A 19,301-nucleotide genomic window follows, 5' to 3' on the forward strand; every position below is an offset into this window, starting at 1 on the left:
CGAGCGGCAGGCGTCGCCCTGTGGACGACCGCCGGCACCCGCCCGCACCGCGGATACGATCAGCCGGTGACCGCACCCGACCCCGCCCCGCAGGCCACGCGGCCCGTGCTGCCGGTGCGTCCCGAGCTCGCCGGCGAGGTGCCGTACGGCGCCCCGCAGCTCGACGTGCCGGTGCTGCTGAACGTGAACGAGAACCCCTACGCCCCGTCGCCGGAGGTGGTGGCCGACATCGCCGCTGCGGTCGCGGAGGCCGCCACGGGGCTGAACCGCTACCCGGACCGCGAGTTCCTCGCGCTGCGCGCCGACCTGGCGGACTACCTGGCGGTGGAGTCGGGCGTCCGGCTCGAGCCCGAGCAGGTCTGGGCGGCCAACGGGTCCAACGAGGTGATGCTCCACCTGCTGCAGGCCTTCGGCGGCCCGGGGCGCACGGCCGTGTCGTTCGCGCCCACGTACTCGATGTACCCGGAGTACGCCCGCGACACCCACACCCGCTGGGTGGCCGGCCGGCGCACGGAGCAGTTCGACGTCGACCCGGCCGAGGCACGCGCCCTCGTCGCCCGGGAGGCGCCCTCGGTCGTCCTGCTCACCAGCCCGAACAACCCGACCGGGACGGCGCTCGACCTCGCGACCGTCCGCGAGGTGCTCGACGCCGCGGCCGAGGTGCCGGGCGGGTGCGTCGTCGTCGTCGACGAGGCGTACGCGGAGTTCCGCCGGGAGGGCGTCGACTCGGCGCTGACCCTGCTGGCCGAGCACCCCCACCTGGCGGTGAGCCGCACCATGTCCAAGGCGTTCGGCCTGGCCGGCGCCCGCGTCGGCTACCTCGCGGCGTCGCGGCAGCTCGTCGACGCGCTGCGGGTCGTGCGGCTGCCGTACCACCTGTCCGCGGTCACGCAGGCGACGGCCCGCGCGGCCCTGCGGCACGCCCCGGCGCTCATGGCGCAGGTCGGGTCCCTGCGGGCGGAGCGTGACGCCCTCGTGGTCACCCTGCGCGGCCGGGGGCTCCGGGTGGCGGAGTCCGACGCGAACTTCGTGCTGTTCCAGGTGCACGGGGACCGCCACGAGATCTGGCAGGGTCTGCTGGACCGGGGCGTGCTGATCCGCGAGGTCGGCCCCGAAGGATGGCTGCGGGTGTCGGTCGGCACCCCGGACGAGACCGCGGCGTTCACCGCCGCGCTGTGGGAGGTGCTGGGGACGTGACCACGACGACCGGCGGGCGCAGGGCCCGGATCGAGCGCACGACGAGCGAGTCGAGCGTCGTGGTGGAGGTGGACCTCGACGGATCGGGGCGCACGGACATCAGCACGACCGTGCCGTTCTACGACCACATGCTCACGGCGCTCGGCAAGCACTCCCTCATCGACCTGACGGTCCGTGCGACCGGGGACACCGAGATCGACGCGCACCACACCGTCGAGGACGTCGCGATCTGCCTGGGCGAGGCGCTGCGCGAGGCGCTGGGCGACAAGCGCGGCATCGCACGCTTCGGCGACGCGACGGTGCCGCTGGACGAGGCGCTGGCGCAGGCGGTCGTCGACGTGTCCGGACGCCCGTACCTGGTCCACTCGGGGGAGCCGGAGGGTCAGGAGTACCACCTGATCGGCGGCCACTTCACGGGGTCGCTGACCCGGCACGTCCTGGAGTCGATCGCCCACCACGCCGCGTTCGGCATGCACGTGCGCGTGCTCGCCGGCCGCGACCCGCACCACATCGTGGAGGCGCAGTTCAAGGCGCTCGCCCGCGCGCTGCGGGCGGCCGTCGCCCTGGACCCGCGCGTCGACGGCGTGCCGAGCACGAAGGGCGCGCTGTGAGCGACGCGCCCCGGGACGGCTCGCCCGACGACCTGCCCGACGTCCCGGAGGACCTCGGCTTCGAGATCCCCGACGACCTCTCCGGCCTGGACGATGCGGCGACGGAGCCCGACGAGCCCGTCGTCGCGGTGGTCGTGACGCAGGTCGACGGCGCCCGGCCCCTGGCGGCGGCGTGCTCGCTCGCCGGGGTCGACGTGGACGCCGTGCCGTCCCCGGTGGGCGCGCTGGCCGTCCTGCGCGACACCGCCGACGCCGCGGGGACCGCCGCCGCGGCGGAGGCGATCTCGCGGATGCTGCGCGGCTCGCCCGTCGTGCTGCTGGACCGGCGAGCCGGCCGGATCGCCGCGAGCCGGTGGGTCGGGGGCACGCGCGAGGACGACCTGCCGCCCGGGCTGGTGCTGTCGGGCGCCCCGGCGGTGCTCGAGGACGTGCTCGTCGGCGGGACGCCGGTGGCCGAGCTCGACGGCGTGGAGACCAGCGTCGGGATGTCGCGGTGGGCCGCGATGCGCGCGCTGTCGGGAGGCCGGCGCCGCAAGGGCTGACCGGCGGTGCACCGCACCGCACCCCGCTGCCCTGCCGGGCCCGACCCGGCCCGGCCTGGTCCCGTCCGGCCCGACCCGGCCTGGCCTGATCCGGCGTGACCCGGTCCGCGCACCGGACGCCGAGAGGCCGGGCACGCAGCGCCGGGTAGCCTGGACCGGTGCCCAGCCAGCCTCGCGTCGTCGTCCTGGACTACGGATTCGGGAACGTCCGCTCGGCCGTGCGTGCCCTGGAGCGGGTCGGCGCCGAGGTCGAGCTGACGTCGGACGCGCAGCACGCCGCGGAGGCCGACGGGCTCGTCGTCCCGGGTGTCGGCGCCTTCGCCGCGGTCATGGCGGGTCTGCGCGACGTGCGGGGCGACCAGATCGTCGACCGCCGGCTCGCGGGCGGCCGGCCGGTCCTGGGCATCTGCGTCGGCATGCAGGTGATGTTCGACCGCGGCGAGGAGCACGGCGTCCGCACCGACGGCCTCGGCGAGTGGCCGGGCGTCGTCGACCGGCTCGAGGCCGACGTCGTCCCGCACATGGGCTGGTCGACGGTCGACGCCCCCGACGGCACGCGGCTGTTCGCGGGCGTCGAGCAGGAGCGCTTCTACTTCGTGCACTCGTACGCCGCCCGCAGCTTCCCGCTGACGGGCAGCGCCGACCCCGAGCGCATGGCGCCGCCGCTGGTGACGTGGTCCGAGCACGGCGGCCCGTTCGTCGCCGCCGTGGAGAACGGGCCGCTGGCGGCGACGCAGTTCCACCCGGAGAAGTCGGGCGACGCCGGGGCGCAGCTGCTCGAGAACTGGGTCGGCTCGCTGACCTGAACCGACCCGCCCGACCCGGCCGGCCCACCCCGGCCGCCCCCCACGAACCCCGTCCCGCCGCCGGCCGCCGGCCGCCGCCGGGCGCACCCCCCCGACGAGGAGTCCCATGTCCGACCGTCTGCAGCTCCTGCCCGCCGTCGACGTCGCCGACGGCCAGGCCGTCCGCCTGGTCCAGGGCGAGGCGGGGTCGGAGACGTCCTACGGCGACCCGCTGGCCGCCGCGCTCGACTGGCACGACGGCGGTGCCGAGTGGATCCACCTCGTGGACCTCGACGCGGCGTTCGGCCGGGGCTCCAACGCCGAGCTGCTCGCCGACGTGACGCAGGTGCTGTCCGGCAAGGGCGTCAAGGTCGAGCTGTCGGGGGGCATCCGCGACGACGCGTCGCTCGAGCGGGCTCTCGGGACGGGGGCGACCCGGGTGAACCTGGGCACCGCCGCGCTGGAGGACCCGGACTGGACGGCCGACGCGATCGCCCGGCACGGCGCCGCGATCGCGGTCGGGCTGGACGTGCGGGGCACGACGCTCGCCGCGCGCGGCTGGACCCGCGAGGGCGGCGACCTGTGGGAGGTGCTCGCGCGCCTCGACGCCGCCGGGTGCGCGCGCTACGTCGTCACGGACGTCACGAAGGACGGCACGCTCCGCGGCCCGAACGTCGACCTGCTGCGGGAGGTCTGCTCGCGCACGGACGCGCCGGTGGTGGCGTCCGGCGGGATCTCGTCGCTGGACGACCTGCGCGTGCTCCGGGCCCTGGTGGCGGACGGCGTCGAGGGCGCGATCGTCGGCAAGGCCCTGTACGCGGGCGCGTTCACGCTGCCCGAGGCGCTGGACGTCGCCGGGCGGCCGTGACCGGCCGGGAGCTGCCGCCGACCTCGCCGTTCGCCGGTGACGACGGCAGCGCCGACCCGGCCGTCGCCGCGGCGCTCGCGGACCTCGGGGCGGGCGGGACGGTGGCCGGGGTGGTCGCGGCGCTCGCCGGGACGCGCGTTCTGGTCCCCGTGCTCGCGGAGCTCGACTCCGCGGGGACGGTCGAGGTCGGCGGCCACGCCCACACGGTGGAGAAGGAGGCGTCGGCCGGGATCGTGGCGCTGCGGGCGCCGGACGGCAGGACGGCGTTGCCCGTGTTCTCGTCGGTGGCGGCGATGACGGCGTGGCGGGCGGACGCCCGGCCCGTGCCGACCGAGGTCGCCCGCGCGGCCCTGTCCGCCGTGCAGGAGGGCTGGGAGCTTCTCGTCCTCGACCCCGGCGGCCCCGTGACGGCGCTGCTGCCGCGCCCGGCCGTGTGGGCGCTCGCGCAGCAGCAGCCGTGGCGCCCGGCGGTGACCGGCACCGGCGCCGGCGCGGCGGTCGACCCCGAGGTGGCGGCGGCCGTGCGCGGGGCGGTGCTCGCCGCGGTGGGGCCGTCCTCCGGCGGCGAGCCGGGGCCCGGACCCCGCAGCCGGTGGTTCCGCCGCGCGGCACCGGCGCAGCACCCCGGCGTGCCGGTGCGCGACGTCGCGGCGCTGCCGGGCGGCCGTGCCGAGGTCGCCGTGGAGCTGACGCTCGTGCCGGGGCTGGACCGCGTCGCCGTCGACGCGGTGGTGCGCCGCGTGGGGGAGGCGCTGGGCGCCGACGAGACCGTCACGCAGCGCGTGGACTCCGTCGAGGTGCGGCTGCGCTGACCTCGGTGCCTCGGTGCCTCGGTGCCCCTGTGCCCCGGTGCCCGGTGCCCCGGTGCCCGGTGCCTCGGTGCCCGGTGCCTCGGTGCCGCTGTGCCCCGGTGCGCCCGCTCAGCGCCGGCGGCGCAGCCGTCCCACCGCGAGCACGAACGACAGCGCCACCACGGACACCGCGCCGACGACCTGCCCGCCGAGGACGACCCGGTTGACGTCGACGGCGGGCCGCCAGCGCACCCCGGTGCTGTCGACGACGTAGACGCCCAGCGGCTTGATCCGCGTCGCGAAGCCGGACCCCTCCGCGTCGCCGCCGCCCCGGCCCGACGGGGCCCGCCCGCCGCCCGTGCCCGGGCCCTCCGGGTCGCGCCGCTCGTCCTCGTCCTGCCCCGCCCCGGGCCCGGGCCGCTGCCACCGGCGGCTCCCCGGGCGCAGGCCGAGCCGGCCGTGCCCGCTCGCCGTGCCGGCACCGTGCGACCCGAGCACCTTCGCGACGGGGATCACCAGCGTGCCGTCGTGCTCGTACGCCTCCCCGAAGACGCGCTGCGCCGAGAACACGTCGCTCGCGGCGCGGGTGAGCTCCGGCAGGTCGTCGCGGCGGTCGTCGTGGGGCATGAGGTCCTCCCGGGTCGGTCCGAGGCCCCACCGTCGCACGTCGGGCGCCCGCCGCACCAGGGCCGGACGCCGCGGGCGCGTGCACCGGACGGCACCCCGCGCGCCGCGGTCGGCCCACCCCCCGGGCGGGTCAGCCGCAGGACGTGGTGGGGGTGAACGACGCCTCGTCGGCGAGCAGCTGCCGCAGCGTGCTGACGGGGACGACGAAGCTCTGACCGGTGGCGTTCTTGGCGTACACCACGCCGACGACCCGGCCCGAGGCGTCCAGGACGGCGGACCCGGAGCTTCCGGGCTCGACCTCGGCGTTCGTGACGAGGACCTGCCCGAGGTTCTCGTTCAGCGGGTCGGTCGTCGCCCCGATGACCTGACCCGTGGTGACGGTCAGCGCGCCGCCCTGCGGGTACCCGACGACCGTGACCTCGTCGCCCGGGCCGGGGTCGGCCTCGGCGAGTCCCGGCGCCGACGGCAGCGGGTCCGCGGTGCGCACGACCGCGAGGTCGGCCAGCGCCGCGGTGGCCGACGCCGTGACGGCCACGTCGCGGCCGTCGTAGGTCGACAGCTGCAGGTCAGCGGAGTCGGCGACGACGTGGCGGTTGGTGATGAGCGTGGTCTCGTCGATCGCGAAGCCCGAGCCGGTGGACAGCGAGTCGCAGCCGACGTTCCGGATGCGCACCGCCATCCGCTGGGCGGAGTCGAAGCCGTCGGGGGACAGGTTGCCGGACGAGGTCGGCGTGGGCACGGGGGCGTCGGACGGCACGAGGTCCGTCGGCACCGCGCCGGGCTCGGCGGGCAGCACCCCGCACCCGGCCAGGAGGAGCAGGCCGAGCAGCGGGACCGCGGCGCGCGTCGTGGCGCGGGGACGCGGGCGCGGCGGCCGGACGGCGCCCGTCACCCGTCCGCCCCCGCCGCGAGCTGGCGCTGCAGCTCGGTGTTCGCGTCGGTCGCCGCGGCGCACACGCCCTGGACGTCGCCCTTGAACCGCTCGAGGTCCGCGGGGTCGTACGACTCGGCGTCCTCGAGGTACGTGATGAGCTGGTTCTGCGCGTCGATGCAGGTCGACAGGGCGGACGCGACGTTCGCGGCGGCCTGCGAGATCCGGGCCTGGTAGTCGACGAGCTGGCGCTGCACCTCGCGGTCGTCGCCGACCTGCGCCTTCTCGTCCGCGAGCTGCACGATGCGCTCCTGGGCCGTCGCGAGCTGGTCGCCCACCGCGGCCAGCTCCCCGAGCGTGCCCTCGTGCTGCGCGCGCAGGGTGGCGAGCTCGGTGCCGACGTCCCGCCCCTGGTCCTCGACCCGCGCCGCGTAGTCCTGCCAGCTCACGACGCGCAGCCAGAGCACGGTGGCGAGCGCGGCGGCGGCGACCAGCAGCACCGCGAGCGTGGCCAGCCCCCAGCCGCGACGTCGCCGCCGGGCGGGGGGAGCGACGTGGGCGTGCTCGTCGTGGCGGTGCTCCGGTGCCGCCGCCGACGGGACGCCGGACGCGGCCTCGGGGGTCCCCGCCGGCCTGGCGGCTGCCGTCCCCGCGCGCAGGTCGACCGCGCGCGGGTCGGCCGTGCGGGCCACGGCGGGGGAGGGCGCGGCGCCGGGGGCTCCTGCGGCGGCGGAGGCCCGGCCGTCCGGGGGCTCGGGGTGCGGCCGTGGCGAGGGCCCGACCGGCGTCGGCGTGCCGATCGGGTCGCCCGGCCCGGTGGCAGACGTCACGGCACCACCATACGGGCGGGCCGTCGGGACGTGCCCGACGTCACTCCCGGGGGAGCCCGCGGAGGCGGAATCCTGTCGTCCGGCGGGGCTCCGGCGCGGGAGAATCCTCGCGTGTCCCTCGCCCCCTACGGTCGCCTGCTGCGCCTGCCCGGAGTCCTCCCGCTCGTCCTCGTCTCCTTCGTCGCGCGCATCCCGCACGCCATGACGGGCGTGGTGCTCACCCTGCACGTGGTGGGCCCGCTCGGGCAGGGGTACGGCCGTGCTGGCCTCGTCGCCGCCGCGATGACGGTCGGCGTGGCGATCGGGTCGCCGTGGCGCGGGCGGCGGGTGGACCGGCTGGGGCTGCGGCGCGCGCTCGTGCCCTCGGTCGTCGTGGAGTCGGCGGTGTGGCTCGTCGCGCCACGGCTCGGGTACGAGGCACTGCTGGTCGCGGCGGTGGTCGCGGGCGCGTTCCTCGTCCCCGTGTTCTCCGTGGTGCGGCAGTCCCTGTCGGTGCTGGTGCCCCCGGAGCAGCAGCGCACCGCGTACGCGCTGGACTCGGTGGGCACCGAGCTGACGTTCATGCTCGCCCCGACCGTGGGCGTCCTCGTCGCCACGCAGGTGTCCACCTCCGTCGCCCTGACGGTGATCGGCGTGTCCACCGTCGGCGCGGGGCTGCTGCTCATGTGGTTCGACCCTCCGACCCGCTCGGCCGGCACCGCACCCGGCGCGCCCCCCGCCGGTCCGCGGCGACGCGTGCTGACGCCCGGCCTGCTGGTCGTGCTCGCCGCCGCCTCGACGGCGGCGCTGGTGCTCAACGGCACGGACGTGGGCATCGTCGCGGCGCTGCGCGGCTGGGGCCACGAGTCCGCCGTCGGCTGGATGATCGCGCTCTGGTGCGTGGGCTCCGTGGTGGGTGGCCTGGTGTACGGCGCGGGACGGCGTGAGCTGCACCCGCTGGTCCTCGTCGCGGCGCTCGGGGTGGCGACCCTGCCTGCCGCGTTCGCGCAGACGCAGGTGCAGCTCGCGGTCGCGGTGGTGGTCGCGGGCCTGCCGTGCGCCGCCGCGCTGTCGTCGATCAACGCGTCGCTGGTCCGCGCGGTGCCCGAGCACCGGCGCGGCGAGGTGATGGGCTGGAGCGGCACCGCGAACACGGTGGGCGCCGCGATGGGCGCACCGGTGGTCGGCGCGGTGATCGACGGGTTCGGGCCGTGGTCGGGCTTCGCCGCCGCGGGCGGTGCCGGCGTGCTGCTCGCGCTCGGCGGGCTCGCGGTGCTGACGGTCGCGCGCCGGCGCGCGGCGGCCGGACGCGCGGGTGCGGCGCGCCGCGCACCGGACGGCGGCGCGGGGGAGGGCGACGCACCGCCCGCGGGGACCGACCCGCTGCCCGCGGGGACCGGCCCGCTGCCCGCGGCGTCCGACCCTGTGCCCGCCGGACCCGCGCGCGCCGTCCCCGCGGCCGCAGGCGTGGTGCCGACGCCCGTGCCGGCGGGGGCCGACGACGTGGCCGCGCGACCGCGGGAGGACGCCGCCCGCTGACGCGCGGGGTGTCAGGACACGGCGCCGGTGAACTTCTCGCCGGGGCCCTCGCCGGGCGCGTCGGGGAACGGGCTCGCCTCCCGGAACGCGAGCTGCAGGGAGCGCAGCCCGTCCCGCAGCGAGCGCGCGTGCTGGTTGCCGATGTCCGGCGCCGACGCGGTGACGAGAGCGGCCAGCGCGGTGATGAGCTTGCGGGCCTCGTCGAGGTCCAGGTCGTCGCTGCCCCGCCGGCCCTCGGTGTCGGGCGACAGGCCGCACTTGACGGCGGCCGCGCTCATCAGGTGCACGGCGGCGGTGGTGATCACCTCGACCGCGGCGACGTCGGCGATGTCGCGGGTGGCGGTCTCGGGGTCGGGCGTCTGGCTCATGCGGGCGATCCTCTCATCCGCGACGACGCCCGCCGCCCGGGGGATCCGGGCGGCGGGCGTCGTGGTGCGCGGGACGGCCGGCGTCAGGCGACGGGCGTGCTCGCGGTGCCGGGCTCGCCGGTCTCGAGCGGGGCCGTGCCGGCGAGCGCGGCGGCCAGGGCCTGCCCCAGGCCCGCGTCCACGTTCGTCCAGTACTGGACGGCCCGGGCGCGGATCACGTCGCTGCGCACCGCGCCGACGTGCCCGGTGATCGTCTCGAGGAACCGGGCGCGGGCGGCGTCGTCGAAGACCTCGCGGTACAGGGTCCCGGCCTGGCCCCAGTCGTCGTCCTGCTCGTGCAGCGTGGCCGCGGCGCGGACCATCGCCCCGTCGGACTCCCACCCGGAGGACTCGGCGGCGCGCGCCGGGTCCGCCGCCGGGCCGCCCACCGAGTTGGGCGCGTACACGGGCACGTCGGGTGCGGCGAAGTGGTACCGCGCCGCGCCGTCCTTGGAGTACGAGTGCACCGGCGCCTGCGGGGCGTTCACGGGCAGCTGCGCGTGGTTCGTGCCGACCCGGTACCGGTGGGCGTCCGCGTAGGAGAAGATCCGCGCGAGCAGCATCTTGTCCGGGCTCGCCGCGATGCCGGGCACGAAGTTCGACGGCGCGAACGTGGCCTGCTCGATCTGCGCGAAGTAGTTCTCCGGGTTGCGGTTGAGCTCCATCACGCCGACCTCGATCAGCGGGTAGTCCGCGTGCGGCCAGACCTTCGTGAGGTCGAACGGGTTGAACCGGTAGGCCTTCGCGTCCTCGTACGGCATCACCTGCACGGACAGCGTCCAGCGCGGGAAGTCCCCGTCGGCGATGTGCTCGAACAGGTCGCGGATGTGGTGGTCGGCGTCCGAGCCCGCCAGCTGCGCGGCCTCGTCGGCCGTGAGGTTGTCGATGCCCTGCTGCGTCCTGAAGTGGTACTTGACCCAGAACCGCTCGCCGGCCGCGTTGACCCACTGGTAGGTGTGCGAGCCGAAGCCGTCCATGGTCCGCCACGAGCGCGGCAGCCCGCGGTCGCCCATCAGCCACGTGACCTGGTGCGCGGACTCCGGGGACAGCGACCAGAAGTCCCACTGCATGTCGTTGTCGCGCAGGTTCGACCCGGGCAGCCGCTTCTGCGAGCGGATGAAGTCCGGGAACTTGATGCCGTCGCGCAGGAAGAACACCGGCGTGTTGTTGCCGACCAGGTCGTAGTTGCCCTCGGACGTGTAGAACTTCAGCGCGAAGCCGCGGGGGTCGCGCCACGTGTCGGGGGAGCCGTGCTCGCCGGCGACGGACGAGAACCGGGCCAGCATGTCCGTCCGCACGCCGGGCTGGAACAGCGCCGCCCGGGTGTACCGGCTGACGTCGGCGGTGGTCGTGAACGTCCCGAACGCGCCGCCACCCTTGGCGTGCACGACGCGCTCGGGCACGCGCTCGCGGTTGAACTGGGCGAGCTTCTCCACCAGGTAGTGGTCGTGCAGGACGATCGGGCCGTCGGCGCCGACCGCGAGGGAGTGGGCGTCGGAGGCGACGGGGGCGCCGGAGTTCGTGGTGGTGGGGTGGACCTGGGTCACACGTGTCCTTCCGGGTCGGGCGAGCCGCTGCGGGCGCGCCGGGGGCCGGTGCGGGCGGGTGCGCCCGACCGGTGGTCGGTGGGTGGTGGTCGGAGGTCCGGCGGGCCGGACGGGCCCGGCGGAGGAGTCTCAGCCGGAGGCGGCCCGGCAGCCGGGGCACAGACCCCAGTAGGTGACCTCGGCGGTGTCGACCGTGAAGCCCGACGTGGAGACGGGCGTGAGGCACGGTGCCTCGCCGACGGCGCAGTCGACGTCGCCGACGGCACCGCAGCGCCGGCAGACGACGTGGTGGTGGTTGTCGCCGACGCGGCGCTCGTACCGGGCGGGGTGCCCGGCCGGCTCGATGCGCCGCAGGATGCCGGCGTCGGTCAGCGCGTGCAGCACGTCGTAGACCGCCTGAACCGAGACGGTCGGCAGCGCGGTCCGGGCGTGCCGCAGCACGGCGTCCGCGTCGGCGTGCGGCATCGAGGCGACCGCGTCGAGCACGGCCACGCGCGGGGCGGTGACCCGCAGCCCGTGCCGGCGCAGCAGGTCCTGCGGGGTCCCGTGCTCCGGCTGCTGGGCCGGTGCGCCGGCTGCGGCGGGTGCGTGCTGGTCGACGGGCATGGCCTCACCCTGACACGTCTTCTGGAACAGTTCAAGGAGGGATCTGACGGTGTGTCACCACGTGGCGCCGGTGCCGGGGAATCCGGACGGCCCGCCCGGGTGTTCTGGTAGAGTCATCCACGACTGACCTGGGTGGTGCGCGCGAGTGCTCCGCCCGGGTGCACAAGTGGAGCCACTCCCACCTGAGTCCCGACCGCCCGGTCCGCCGGCAGCAGGGTCCAGGTCACCGGTCCAGGCCGTGCCCCCCTCGCGGGAGCGCGGTCGGCGACGCACCGCTCACGCGGTGGTCGTGGAACCGTCGGCCCCCACCTGTGCCCAGGACCGGGGGCCTTCCTCGTTCCTGGGGTCGTCACCTGCGACTTCGAGGAGCACCACATCAGCGAGCCCCGCATCAACGATCGGATCCGCGTCGCCGAGGTCCGCCTGGTCGGCCCGAACGGCGAGCAGGTCGGCATCGTCCGCGTGGAGGACGCGCTGCGCCTGGCCCAGGACGCCGATCTCGACCTGGTCGAGGTGGCCCCGGACGCCCGTCCGCCCGTCTGCAAGATCATGGACTACGGCAAGTTCAAGTACGAAGCAGACATGAAGGCCCGCGAGGCCCGGCGGAACCAGAGCAACACGGTTCTCAAGGAGATCCGCTTCCGCCTCAAGATCGACCCGCACGACTACGGCACCAAGAAGGGCCACGTCGAGCGGTTCCTCGCGGCGGGCGACAAGGTCAAGGTCATGATCATGTTCCGCGGCCGTGAGCAGTCGCGCCCCGAGATGGGCGTGCGCCTGCTCCAGCGGCTCGCGGACGACGTGTCCGAGCTCGGCTTCATCGAGAGCATGCCGAAGCAGGACGGCCGCAACATGATCATGGTGCTCGGCCCCACCAAGAAGAAGGCCGAGCAGAAGGGCGAGCAGCGCCGCGCCCGGCGTGAGCAGCGCCAGGACGAGACCGGCGCGCCGGTCGCCGAGGCCCCGGACGAGGCCGCCCCGGCTGCTGCGCCGGCCCCGGTCGCCGAGCCGGCACCCGCCGCCGCGCCCGCACCTGCGGCTGCGCCGGCTCCGGCCGCTGCCGAGGCCCCGGCTGCCGAGGCCCCCGCGGCGCCGCGCCCCGCCACGGCCCCGCGCCCGGCGTCGGCCCCCGGCCGGCGGCCGCACCGCGACCCCAGGCCGCACCGCGACCGCAGACCACGGCACGCCCCGCCGCGGCCCCCCGGTCCGCGGCCGCCCCCACGCCGACGGCTCGTCCGTCGGCGACCCCCCGCCCGACGTCCGGCCCCGCGGCCGGGTCGACGGCGGCGCCGACCCCGCGGCCCGCGCCGCGCCCGGCACCCACCCCGCGTCCCTCGGCTCGACCGGCCCCCCGTGGCCAGTCGTCCGGCGGCGGGAACGCCTGACCCGCACCACCACGCCCTGATCCCACCGGGTCCGGACGGACGAGTCGCGCCCCGGCGCGATGCGACGACAAGGAGAGACGGCAGCCATGCCGAAGAACAAGACGCACTCCGGTGCGAAGAAGCGCTTCCGGATCACCGGGAGCGGCAAGGTCATGCGCGAGCAGGCGAACGCCCGCCACCTGTTCGAGCACAAGTCGAGCCGTCGCACGCGCCGCCTCGCCTCGGACCAGGTCGTCTCCGCGGCCGACGCCCCCCGTATCAAGAAGCTGCTCGGCAAGTGACCGTCGGCGCGTGAGCGCCACGGCACCCCGCCGACCTGAGAACAGAGCAAGGAGCATCACGTGGCACGCGTGAAGCGGGCGGTCAACGCCCAGAAGAAGCGCCGGGCAACTCTCGAGCGCGCCAGCGGCTACCGCGGGCAGCGCTCGCGCCTGTACCGCAAGGCCAAGGAGCAGGTCACCCACTCCCTCGTCTACGCCTACCGCGACCGCAAGGTCCGCAAGGGCGACTTCCGCAAGCTGTGGATCCAGCGGATCAACGCGGCGGCGCGCGAGCAGGGCCTGACCTACAACCGCCTGATCCAGGGCCTCAAGCTCGCGGGCGTGGAGGTCGACCGCCGCGTGCTGGCCGACCTGGCCGTCAACGACGCCCCGGCGTTCAACGCCCTGGTGCAGGTGGCCAAGGACGCGCTGCCCGCGGACGTCAACGCGCCGCGCGCCGCGGCCTGACGCCGAGCGAGCACCCCGGGCCCGGCGGACCTCCGCCCTGCGCCCGACCGACGGACCCCCGGCAGCCCTCGCGGCTGCCGGGGGTCCGTCGTCCGTCCGGGAGGACGTCCGGCCCGGGGAGATCTCGCGGGGAGGACGCCGCGCCAGGGGAGCTCGTCGCCCGGGAGGTGGGGCGGTACCCGAGTGCGGGAGGATGGGGGACGTGTCCCGTGAGCTGCCGCCCGTCGTCCCGGAGAACCACCCCGCGCGCAGCGGGCCCTCGCTGCTGACGAACCTGCACTCCGACCGCGTGCGGCACGTGCGGGGCCTCGTCGCGCGGGCGGGGCGGCGGCGCGCCGGGCGGTTCCTGGCGGAGGGCCCCCAGGCGGTCCGGGAGGCGGTGCGCTGCACGCCGTGGCTGGTCCGGGACGTGTACCTGACGCCCGAGGCCGTCGAGCGGCACCCGGAGATCGCCGAGGACGCCAGCGGGCTGTACGTGCACCTCGCGTCCCCGGCGGTGCTCGACGCGATGTCCGCGGATGCTCAGGGCGTGCTCGCGGTGGTGGACCTGCCCGCCGAGGGCGTCCCCGCGGAGCGCCTGACGGGGCCGCTCGCCGCCGCGGCACTGCCGGAGGTCCTCGCGGGCCGGCCCCGGCTGGTGGCGGTGCTCGCGCGGGTCCGCGACCCCGGCAACGCCGGCACGGTGATCCGGGTGGCGGACGCGGCCGGCGCGGACGCCGTCGTCATCGCGGGTGACAGCGTCGAGGCGACGAACCCCAAGGTCGTCCGGTCGACGGCGGGGTCCCTGTTCCACCTGCCGGTGGTCTCGGGGGTGCCGGTGGCCGAGGCGGTCGCGGCGGTGCGCGGCGCGGGGCTGACGGTGCTGGCGGCGGACGGCGCGGGGGACCTGGACCTGGACGACCTGCAGGACGCCGCAGCCCGCGCCGGGGGTGCGGCGCCCGTGGACGACGCCGCCGGGGTCACGCCGGGGGACCCCGACCTGCGCGCCGCGACCGCGTGGCTGTTCGGCAACGAGGCGTGGGGCCTGCCCGCGGTGGACCGCGACCTGGCGGACGCCGTCGTGCGGGTGCCGCTGCGCGGCCGGGCGGAGTCGCTGAACCTGGGGACGGCGGCGGCCGTGTGCCTGTACGCGTCCTCGCGCGCGCACCGCTGACCGGCCCCGCGCGCCCGCGAGCCCGGGCGGACGCGGCGACGCGGTTCCGGCCACGACGACCCGCGGTCCGTGCGGCATGCTGGCCGGGTGCGCGTCTTCGCAGGTCTGTGGCCGACGCCGCAGGTGCGTCGTCACCTGGCGTCGGCGCTCGTGACGGCCGTCGGCGTGGACGCCGAGGACTCGCCCGGCCGCTCGGGCCCGCAGGGCGTGCGGTGGACGGCCGCGGAGAACTGGCACGTGACGCTCGCGTTCTACGGGGACGTCGGGGAGAGCGTCGCGGAGCTGCTGGCGGGGGAGCTCGCGGCGGTGGCGGCGGGCACGAGCCCGTTCGGGCTGTCGCTGACGGGGGCCGGCGTCTTCGCGCACCGCACGCTGTGGGCCGGCGTCGGCGGGGAGGTCGAGGCCGTCCACGGTCTGGTGGCCGCGTGCCGGGAGGCGGGCGAGGCGGTGGGCGCGCGCCAGGACGACCGCGCGAGGTCCCGGCCCCACGTGACGCTCGGCCGCGCGGTGCCACCCCGGGGCTCACGCCGTCGGACCGCGGGCCCGGACCCGGCCGACCTCCTCGTGCACGCGCTGGCGGTCTACCGGGGCCCGGCCTGGCCGGTGCGCGAGCTCGTGCTCGCGGAGTCGCGGCCCGGCGAGGGGCGCGCCGGCGGTCCGCTGTACCTGCCCCTGGGGGCGTGGACCCTCGGCGGCTGAGCGCCGGGGTGTGGCACCATGGCGCGCATGACGTCCCAGCCGCGCACCAGCCGCCGATTTCCCGGGCCCGTGCCCGGGGCGCGGCGCTGACGCGCGGCACCTGACCTCCGCAGGGCGGACGGTCCGGAGTCCCCGGCACGGGCGCCACTAGACTCGCCCGTCGGCCGGTCGTCGCGTGCGCGCGACCTCCCGGCCCGCCGATCCCGCCTGGAAGGTCCGGATGTCCACGCCCGACACACCCCTGTCCCCGCTCGACGCCGACGCCGTCGAGCACGCCCTGTCCGACGCGCTCGCGGCCGTCGCCGCCGCGGGCGACCTCGACGAGCTCAAGTCCGCCCGGCTCGCGCACACCGGCGAGCGCAGCCGGCTGGCGCTCGCCAACCGCGCGATCGGCGGCCTGGCCGCGGCGGACAAGGCCGTCGCCGGCCGGACGGTCGGCCAGGCGCGCGGCCGGCTGAACGCCGCGATCGCCGCGCGCGAGGAGCAGCTGGCCGCCGAGCGCGACGCCCGCGTGCTCGTCGAGGAGGCCGTGGACGTCACGCTGCCGTCCGACCGGCGCCCGCGCGGTGCCCGGCACCCGCTCGAGCTGCTGCAGGAGCGCGTCGCGGACGTGTTCGTGGCGATGGGCTGGGAGATCGCCGAGGGTCCCGAGGTCGAGGCCGAGTGGTTCAACTTCGACGCGCTGAACTTCGGCCCGGACCACCCGGCGCGGCAGATGCAGGACACGTTCTACGTCGCGGCGCCCGAGGGTGAGCCCGACCCGCACCTGGTGCTGCGCACGCACACCTCGCCCGTGCAGGCGCGCAGCCTCCTGGAGCGCGAGCTGCCCGTGTACATCGCCTGCCCGGGGCGGGTGTTCCGCACCGACGAGCTCGACGCCACGCACACGCCGGTGTTCCACCAGGTGGAGGGGCTGGCGGTCGACAAGGGCCTGACCATGGCGCACCTCAAGGGCACGCTGGACCACTTCGCGCGGGCGATGTTCGGCCCCGAGGCGCGCACCCGCCTGCGGCCGTCGTTCTTCCCGTTCACCGAGCCGAGCGCCGAGATGGACCTGTGGTTCCCGCAGAAGAAGGGCGGACCCGGCTGGATCGAGTGGGGCGGCTGCGGGATGGTCAACCCGAACGTGCTGCTCGCCGCGGGGATCGACCCCGACGTCTACTCCGGCTTCGCGTTCGGGATGGGCATCGAGCGCACGCTCATGCTCCGCCACGAGATCGCGGACATGCACGACATGGTGGAGGGCGACGTGCGCTTCTCCACCCAGTTCCGGGCGGTGATCTGATGCCTCGCATCCCCCTGACGTGGCTCGCCGAGCACGTCGAGCTCCCCGAGGGCCTCACGGCCGAGCAGCTGGCGGCCGACCTCGTGCGGGTCGGGCTGGAGGAGGAGGCCGTCCACCCGGCCGCCGTGACGGGCCCGCTCGTCGTCGGCCGGGTCGTCGAGCGCCACCCCGAGCCGCAGAAGAACGGCAAGACCATCAACTGGTGCCAGGTCGACGTGGGGGAGCACAACGGCACCGCCGAGGACGGCACCCGCACGCCGCGGGGCATCGTCTGCGGCGCGCACAACTTCGACGTGGGCGACCACGTGGTCGTCGCGCTGCCGGGCACGGTGCTGCCCGGGCCGTTCCCCATCGCGTCCCGCAAGACGTACGGCCACGTGTCGGACGGGATGATCTGCTCCTCGCGCGAGCTCGGCCTCGGCGAGGACCACGACGGCATCATCGTGCTGTCCGAGCTCGGCATCGACGCGGAGCCCGGGACCGACGCGCGCGCCCTGCTGGGGCTCGGCGAGGAGGTGCTGGAGATCAACGTCACGCCGGACCGCGGGTACTGCTTCGCGATGCGCGGCGTCGCCCGGGAGTACGCGCACGCGACCGGGGCGGTGTTCACGGACCGCGGCCTGCCGCGGCCGGGGGCGGAGGACGGCGTCGCGACGACCGGTGGCTTCGGCGTCGAGCTGCGGGACGACGCGCCGATCCACGGCGTCCCCGGCGCCGACCGGTTCGTGGCCCGCGTCGTGCGCGGCGTCGCGGCCGACGCCCCGTCGCCGGCGTGGCTGCAGCAGCGCCTGACCCAGGCCGGCATGCGCCCCATCTCGCTCGCGGTCGACGTGACCAACTACGTCATGCTCGACCTGGGGCAGCCGCTGCACGCCTACGACCTGGCGACGCTCAGCGCGCCGATCGTGGTGCGCCGGGCGCGCCCGGGGGAGCGGCTCACCACGCTCGACGGGGTGGACCGGGCGCTCGACCCGGAGGACCTGCTCATCACCGACGGCCCCGACGCGGGGCGCGTGCTCGGGCTGGCGGGCGTCATGGGCGGGGCGGAGACCGAGGTGTCGGCCACGACCACCGACCTGCTGATCGAGGCCGCCCACTTCGACCCGGTGACGATCGCCCGCACCGCGCGGCGGCACAAGCTGCCCAGCGAGGCGAGCAAGCGCTTCGAGCGCGGGGTGGACCCGCAGCTGCCGCGCGTCGCGGTCGCGCGCGTGGTCGAGCTGCTGGTGGAGCACGGCGGCGGGACGCCGGACCCGGTGCTCACGGACGTGGACCGCACGAGCCCGGCGCCGCGGCTGCTGCTGCCCGTCGACCTGCCGTCGCGGCTGATCGGGCTCGACCTGGACGTCGCCGAGGTCGCCACGTACCTGCGGGCGATCGGCTGCACGGTCGGCGAGCCCGTCGGGACCGGGGCCGACGCGGTGCTGCCGGTGACGGTGCCCACGTGGCGACCGGACCTGACCGCGCCCGTGGACCTGGTCGAGGAGGTCGCGCGGCTGCGCGGCTACGACGCGATCCCCTCGGTGGTCCCGCGCTCGCCGGTCGGCCTCGGCCTGACCGTGTCCCAGCGCCGGCGTCGCCGGGTGGCGCAGGTGCTCGCGGACTCCGGGTGGGTCGAGACGCTGTCCTACCCGTTCGTCGGCACCGCCCAGCTCGACGCGCTGGCGCTGCCGGAGGACGACGCCCGGCGCGCCCTGCTCCGGCTGGCGAACCCGCTGTCGGAGGAGCAGCCGTACCTGCGCAGCTCGCTGCTCGTCACGCTGCTGGAGACCGCGCGGCGCAACGTGGCCCGCGGGACCACGGACCTCGCGGTGTTCGAGGTCGGCGCGGTCACGCTGCCCGTCGCGGGGACGGCCCCGGCGCCGGTCCCGCCGGTCGCCGAGCGGCCCGCGCCGGAGGTGCTCGACGCGGTCCGCGCCGCGGTGCCCCCGCAGCCGCGGCACGTCGCCGGCGTGCTCACCGGGCTGCGGGAGCCCGCCGGCTGGTGGGGCCCCGGCCGCCCGGCGGACCACGCCGACGCGATCGACGCGGTGCGCCTGCTCGCCGAGACGCTGGGCGTCGACGTGCGCCTGGAGGCCGACGCCTCGACCGCGCCGTGGCACCCCGGGCGCTGCGCCCGCGTGACGACGGCGGCCGGTGCGCTGGTCGGCCACGCCGGCGAGCTGCACCCCGCGGTCGTCGCGACGCTCGGCCTGCCGGCGCGGGCGTGCGCGTTCGAGGTCGACCTCGACGTGCTGCTCGCCGCGGCCCCGCGCACCGAGGTGGTCGCGCGCGAGGTGTCGACCTACCCGGTCGCGAAGGAGGACGTCGCCCTGGTGGTGCCGGACTCCGTGCCGGTCGCGGACGTCCTCGAGGCGGTGCGGGCGGGCGCGTCCGCCAGCCCGGCGGGCGACGTCCTGGAGAGCGCGCGCCTGTTCGACGTGTACTCCGGCGAGCAGGTCGGCGCCGGACGGCGGTCGCTGGCGTTCGCGCTGCGGCTGCGTGCCGCGGACCGGACGCTGACCGCCGACGAGACGGCGGCCGTGCGGGCCGCCGTGGTGGCGGAGGCCGAGCGCCGGTTCGGCGCGACCCTGCGCGCGTAGGCGGGCCACGTCCGAGGTCGTCATGTCCGTCCGAGGTCGTCAGTCCGGACGCACGACCTCGGCCCGTCCTGACGACCTCGGCCCGGCGCCCGGGTCCCGCGCGTCCGCGGTGTTCACGCTTCCGCCACCCGTGTGTTCCCCCCGAGTGGTTGCCTATCCGGACATACCGCCCATACGTTGTCACTCGGCTGGGTCACACCTGTGACTCCGCCCTGTGACGAGGGCCGTCGTGCCCCCGGGGGATCGGAGAAGATCGGTGAGCGCTGTAC

19 protein-coding genes and 1 pseudogene are annotated in these 19,301 nt (G+C 76.6%); 14 read left to right on the plus strand and 6 right to left on the minus strand.

Going from position 1 to position 19,301, the window contains the following annotated elements:
- The first annotated feature begins 66 nt into the window (after window positions 1-66).
- The 6 genes from P9841_RS18770 (at window position 67) to P9841_RS18795 (ending at window position 4,815) form a co-directional block, all read left to right on the plus strand.
- Window positions 67-1,197 (plus strand): histidinol-phosphate transaminase, encoded by a 1,131-nt coding sequence (locus tag P9841_RS18770; RefSeq protein WP_283320071.1) that lies wholly within the window; start codon window positions 67-69, stop codon window positions 1,195-1,197.
- The gene (hisB, locus tag P9841_RS18775; protein WP_283320072.1) at window positions 1,194-1,808 is read left to right on the plus strand and encodes an imidazoleglycerol-phosphate dehydratase HisB; all 615 of its coding nucleotides are present in this window, start codon (window positions 1,194-1,196) and stop codon (window positions 1,806-1,808) included. Before P9841_RS18770 ends, hisB begins: the two co-directional genes overlap by 4 nt.
- Window positions 1,805-2,350 (plus strand): hypothetical protein, encoded by a 546-nt coding sequence (locus tag P9841_RS18780; protein WP_283320073.1) that lies wholly within the window; start codon window positions 1,805-1,807, stop codon window positions 2,348-2,350. The genes hisB and P9841_RS18780 overlap by 4 nt, the downstream gene beginning before the upstream one ends.
- A gap of 158 nt (window positions 2,351-2,508) precedes the next feature.
- Window positions 2,509-3,156, plus strand: a complete 648-nt coding sequence (gene hisH / locus P9841_RS18785; protein ID WP_283320074.1) for an imidazole glycerol phosphate synthase subunit HisH — start codon at window positions 2,509-2,511, stop codon at window positions 3,154-3,156.
- 106 nt (window positions 3,157-3,262) lie between these two features.
- On the plus strand, window positions 3,263-4,003 hold the full coding sequence (gene priA / locus P9841_RS18790; protein ID WP_283320075.1) for a bifunctional 1-(5-phosphoribosyl)-5-((5-phosphoribosylamino)methylideneamino)imidazole-4-carboxamide isomerase/phosphoribosylanthranilate isomerase PriA: 741 nt from the start codon (window positions 3,263-3,265) through the stop codon (window positions 4,001-4,003).
- Window positions 4,000-4,815: an SseB family protein gene (locus tag P9841_RS18795; protein WP_283320076.1), complete on the plus strand. Its 816-nt coding sequence runs from the start codon at window positions 4,000-4,002 to the stop codon at window positions 4,813-4,815. Before priA ends, P9841_RS18795 begins: the two co-directional genes overlap by 4 nt.
- A 108-nt stretch (window positions 4,816-4,923) precedes the next feature.
- Here P9841_RS18795 and P9841_RS18800 read toward each other — a convergent pair whose 3' ends face one another.
- The 3 genes from P9841_RS18800 to P9841_RS18810 all read right to left on the minus strand — a co-directional run bounded on the left by P9841_RS18800 (window position 4,924) and on the right by P9841_RS18810 (window position 7,122).
- Window positions 4,924-5,421, minus strand: coding sequence for a hypothetical protein (locus tag P9841_RS18800; RefSeq protein ID WP_283320077.1), 498 nt, complete (start codon window positions 5,419-5,421; stop codon window positions 4,924-4,926).
- A 130-nt stretch (window positions 5,422-5,551) separates the two neighbouring features.
- Entirely contained in the window at window positions 5,552-6,313 is a 762-nt protein-coding gene (locus P9841_RS18805; RefSeq protein ID WP_459349162.1) for a trypsin-like peptidase domain-containing protein, read from the minus strand.
- On the minus strand, window positions 6,310-7,122 hold the full coding sequence (locus P9841_RS18810; protein ID WP_283320078.1) for a hypothetical protein: 813 nt from the start codon (window positions 7,120-7,122) through the stop codon (window positions 6,310-6,312). The genes P9841_RS18805 and P9841_RS18810 overlap by 4 nt, the downstream gene beginning before the upstream one ends.
- Window positions 7,123-7,233: 111 nt before the next feature.
- Between P9841_RS18810 and P9841_RS18815 the strand changes: the two genes are divergently transcribed.
- Window positions 7,234-8,640 carry an MFS transporter gene (locus P9841_RS18815; RefSeq protein ID WP_283320079.1) on the plus strand — a complete coding sequence of 469 codons (1,407 nt, stop codon included), beginning with the start codon at window positions 7,234-7,236 and terminating at the stop codon, window positions 8,638-8,640.
- An 11-nt stretch (window positions 8,641-8,651) separates the two neighbouring features.
- Here the strand turns inward: P9841_RS18815 and P9841_RS18820 are convergent, their stop codons facing one another.
- The 3 genes from P9841_RS18820 to P9841_RS18830 all read right to left on the minus strand — a co-directional run bounded on the left by P9841_RS18820 (window position 8,652) and on the right by P9841_RS18830 (window position 11,200).
- The gene (locus P9841_RS18820; RefSeq protein WP_283320080.1) at window positions 8,652-9,008 is read right to left on the minus strand and encodes a DUF1844 domain-containing protein; all 357 of its coding nucleotides are present in this window, start codon (window positions 9,006-9,008) and stop codon (window positions 8,652-8,654) included.
- Between the two features lie 83 nt (window positions 9,009-9,091).
- Window positions 9,092-10,594: a catalase gene (locus tag P9841_RS18825; protein ID WP_283320081.1), complete on the minus strand. Its 1,503-nt coding sequence runs from the start codon at window positions 10,592-10,594 to the stop codon at window positions 9,092-9,094.
- A gap of 129 nt (window positions 10,595-10,723) precedes the next feature.
- Complete coding sequence (locus P9841_RS18830; RefSeq protein WP_283320082.1) at window positions 10,724-11,200, minus strand: Fur family transcriptional regulator; 477 nt, start codon at window positions 11,198-11,200, stop codon at window positions 10,724-10,726.
- Between the two features lie 423 nt (window positions 11,201-11,623).
- Between P9841_RS18830 and infC the strand changes: the two are divergent.
- The 7 genes and pseudogenes from infC to pheT all read left to right on the plus strand — a co-directional run.
- Window positions 11,624-12,022 (plus strand): annotated as a pseudogene (infC, locus tag P9841_RS18835) (translation initiation factor IF-3); the annotation flags it as partial.
- Window positions 12,023-12,671: 649 nt separating this feature from the next.
- Window positions 12,672-12,866, plus strand: coding sequence for a 50S ribosomal protein L35 (rpmI, locus tag P9841_RS18840; RefSeq protein WP_146835768.1), 195 nt, complete (start codon window positions 12,672-12,674; stop codon window positions 12,864-12,866).
- Between the two features lie 60 nt (window positions 12,867-12,926).
- Window positions 12,927-13,313 (plus strand): 50S ribosomal protein L20, encoded by a 387-nt coding sequence (gene rplT / locus P9841_RS18845; RefSeq protein ID WP_283320083.1) that lies wholly within the window; start codon window positions 12,927-12,929, stop codon window positions 13,311-13,313.
- Between the two features lie 265 nt (window positions 13,314-13,578).
- Window positions 13,579-14,466 carry a TrmH family RNA methyltransferase gene (locus P9841_RS18850; RefSeq protein ID WP_283322022.1) on the plus strand — a complete coding sequence of 296 codons (888 nt, stop codon included), beginning with the start codon at window positions 13,579-13,581 and terminating at the stop codon, window positions 14,464-14,466.
- Window positions 14,467-14,553: 87 nt separating this feature from the next.
- Window positions 14,554-15,165, plus strand: a complete 612-nt coding sequence (gene thpR, locus P9841_RS18855) for an RNA 2',3'-cyclic phosphodiesterase (protein WP_283320084.1) — start codon at window positions 14,554-14,556, stop codon at window positions 15,163-15,165.
- A gap of 220 nt (window positions 15,166-15,385) precedes the next feature.
- Window positions 15,386-16,450, plus strand: a complete 1,065-nt coding sequence (pheS, locus tag P9841_RS18860) for a phenylalanine--tRNA ligase subunit alpha (RefSeq protein ID WP_283320085.1) — start codon at window positions 15,386-15,388, stop codon at window positions 16,448-16,450.
- Window positions 16,450-19,032 (plus strand): phenylalanine--tRNA ligase subunit beta, encoded by a 2,583-nt coding sequence (gene pheT, locus P9841_RS18865; RefSeq protein WP_283320086.1) that lies wholly within the window; start codon window positions 16,450-16,452, stop codon window positions 19,030-19,032. Before pheS ends, pheT begins: the two co-directional genes overlap by 1 nt.
- The last annotated feature ends 269 nt before the right edge of the window (window positions 19,033-19,301 follow it).

The organism is Cellulomonas sp. ES6 (assembly GCF_030053835.1).
Taxonomy (GTDB): Bacteria; Actinomycetota; Actinomycetes; order Actinomycetales; family Cellulomonadaceae; genus Cellulomonas.

What these genes read in the sequence shown, in the direction of transcription:
- priA (WP_283320075.1), top strand. Translation starts at nt 3,263, where the DNA reads ATGTCCGACCGTCTGCAGCTCCTGCCCGCCGTCGACGTCGCCGACGGC.
- P9841_RS18800 (WP_283320077.1), bottom strand. Translation starts at nt 5,421, where the DNA reads ATGCCCCACGACGACCGCCGCGACGACCTGCCGGAGCTCACCCGCGCC.
- P9841_RS18820 (WP_283320080.1), bottom strand. Translation starts at nt 9,008, where the DNA reads ATGAGCCAGACGCCCGACCCCGAGACCGCCACCCGCGACATCGCCGAC.
- P9841_RS18830 (WP_283320082.1), bottom strand. Translation starts at nt 11,200, where the DNA reads ATGCCCGTCGACCAGCACGCACCCGCCGCAGCCGGCGCACCGGCCCAG.
- rpmI (WP_146835768.1), top strand. Translation starts at nt 12,672, where the DNA reads ATGCCGAAGAACAAGACGCACTCCGGTGCGAAGAAGCGCTTCCGGATC.
- pheS (WP_283320085.1), top strand. Translation starts at nt 15,386, where the DNA reads ATGTCCACGCCCGACACACCCCTGTCCCCGCTCGACGCCGACGCCGTC.
- pheT (WP_283320086.1), top strand. Translation starts at nt 16,450, where the DNA reads ATGCCTCGCATCCCCCTGACGTGGCTCGCCGAGCACGTCGAGCTCCCC.